Raw genomic sequence first — 1,896 nt, 5'->3', positions numbered from 1 at the left:
GGGCATGTCACTCGGTGACACTGAGGTCGACCTGACGTTTCGAGATGCGTACCAGTGGCCGAAGGCTTTCGGCGGCGACGGGGGGTTCTTGTACGGCAGCGGCGGTCGCGGTGGCGCGGGCGGTGGCACCAACGTCAACGGCGGCGTCGCCGGCTTCGGCGGCGACGGCGGTAACGCGCTCGGACTCTTCGGCAACGGCGGTGCCGGCGGAGTCGGCGGCGTCGCTCCCAACGGCGTCGCCGGCGACGGCGGCTTCGGTGGCTCCGGTGGTCTCATCCTCGGAAACGGAGGCATCGGCGGGTCCGGCGGAAACGGATTCGTCGCCGGCTGGGGCGGCTACGGCGGTGACGGCCTTGGCCTGCTGTACGGCGCTGGTGGCGCCGGCGGCGCGGGCGGCACCACGATTCCCGGCGGCGTGGCCGGCATCGGCGGAAACGGTGGCAGCGGAAACATCCTGTTCAACCTCATCAGTACCGGCGCCGACGGCGGCACTGGCGGGGCTGCCTTCGGCGCTACCAACGTCGCTGGGCAAGGCGGCCAGGGCGGCGGCGGTGTCGGTCAACTCTTCGGCCTCGGCGGTAATGGTGGTGCCGGCGGGGCCGCGCTGACCAACGGCGGAACCGGCGGCCCGGGTGGATTTGGCGGCGACGGCGGCAGCTTGTTCGGCATCGGTGGCGCGGGCGGTGCCGGCGGCGCTGCCATGACCAATGGCCGCGGTGGGGTCGGCGGCATTGGCGGCCTCGGCGGCGACATCTTCGGGCTCGGCGGCGCGGGTGGTCACGGCTTCGGTGCCGCCGACCTGGCATTCGGAGGCAACGGCGGGCAGGGCGGCTACGGCGGGTTCATCTTTGGCATCGGTGGCACCGGCGGCAACGGCGGTGCCGGGGCTACCCCGGGAATCGGTGCCCCCGGCGGGTTCGGCGGGTTCTTGATCGGCGGACCGATCGGAAGGCCCGGCGTCTCTCCATAACCTCGCGTCAGCAAACTTTACTTTTCGCTGTGAATCGCTCCTGTGTCATGTGTGAGCGGGATAAGCTATGCACCTCTCGGAGTCCGCGGAGGTGGCTCAAATGTCATTCGTCACCACAATTCCCGAGGCTGTCGCAGCGGCCGCATCGGATCTGGCAAACATCGGTTACACGCTCACCCGGGCGAACGCGGCGGCCTTGCCCCCGACTACCGGAGTGCTCGCCGCCGGCGCCGACGAGATTTCGGCGGCGGTAGCCGCGCTCTTCGGGGCGCACGCGCAGGGATACCAGGCGCTGAGCGCACAGGTGACGGCCTTCCATGACCAGTTTGTACGACTCATGGGTGCGGGCGCGGCGCAGTATGCGGTCGCCGAGGCCGCCGCGGCGACGCCACTGCAATCCCTTGAGCAGCAAATCCTCGACGTGATCAACACGCCCACCAACATGCTCCTGGGGCGACCGCTGATCGGTAACGGTGCAAACGGTGCACCGGGCGCCGACGGACAGGCCGGCGGACTGCTGATCGGCAACGGCGGTGCGGGCGGGTCGGGTACGGCCGCCCACCCCGCCGGGGGTAACGGGGGCGCCGCTGGGCTGATTGGTAATGGCGGAGCCGGCGGCACCGGCAGGTCCAACAGCGTCAGGTCCCCTGGCGGCAACGGCGGCGCCGGAGGACTCTTGTACGGCAACGGCGGGGGCGGCGGCACCGGTGGGTCCGGACAGGGCGGCACCGGAGGCGTCGGCGGGTCCGCCGGTCTGTTTGGCACCGGCGGTGTCGGCGGCGCCGGCGGGACGTCGACGCTCGGAGCCTCCGGTGGGTTGGGCGGCGGCGGCGGCGCAGGCGGACTTTTCGGCACCGGCGGCGCCGGCGGTGCGGGCGCCGCGGGCGGCTACGGCGGGGGCGGGGGCGGTGGCGCCGCATCATATG

At 72.1% G+C, this 1,896-nt stretch carries 1 protein-coding gene and 1 pseudogene; both read left to right on the top strand.

Annotated features, from left to right (window positions below):
- Positions 1–970, top strand: a pseudogene (locus tag A5634_RS29890) (hypothetical protein); the annotation flags it as partial.
- A 100-nt stretch (positions 971–1,070) separates the two neighbouring features.
- Positions 1,071–1,896: PE family protein (locus A5634_RS09960; RefSeq protein ID WP_155769456.1), on the top strand; the 826-nt coding region annotated here is incomplete at its 3' end.

Source organism: Mycobacterium asiaticum, from assembly GCF_001673365.1.
Classification (GTDB): Bacteria; Actinomycetota; Actinomycetes; order Mycobacteriales; family Mycobacteriaceae; genus Mycobacterium; species Mycobacterium asiaticum_A.
This window is presented reverse-complemented; position numbering and strand designations above follow the sequence as displayed.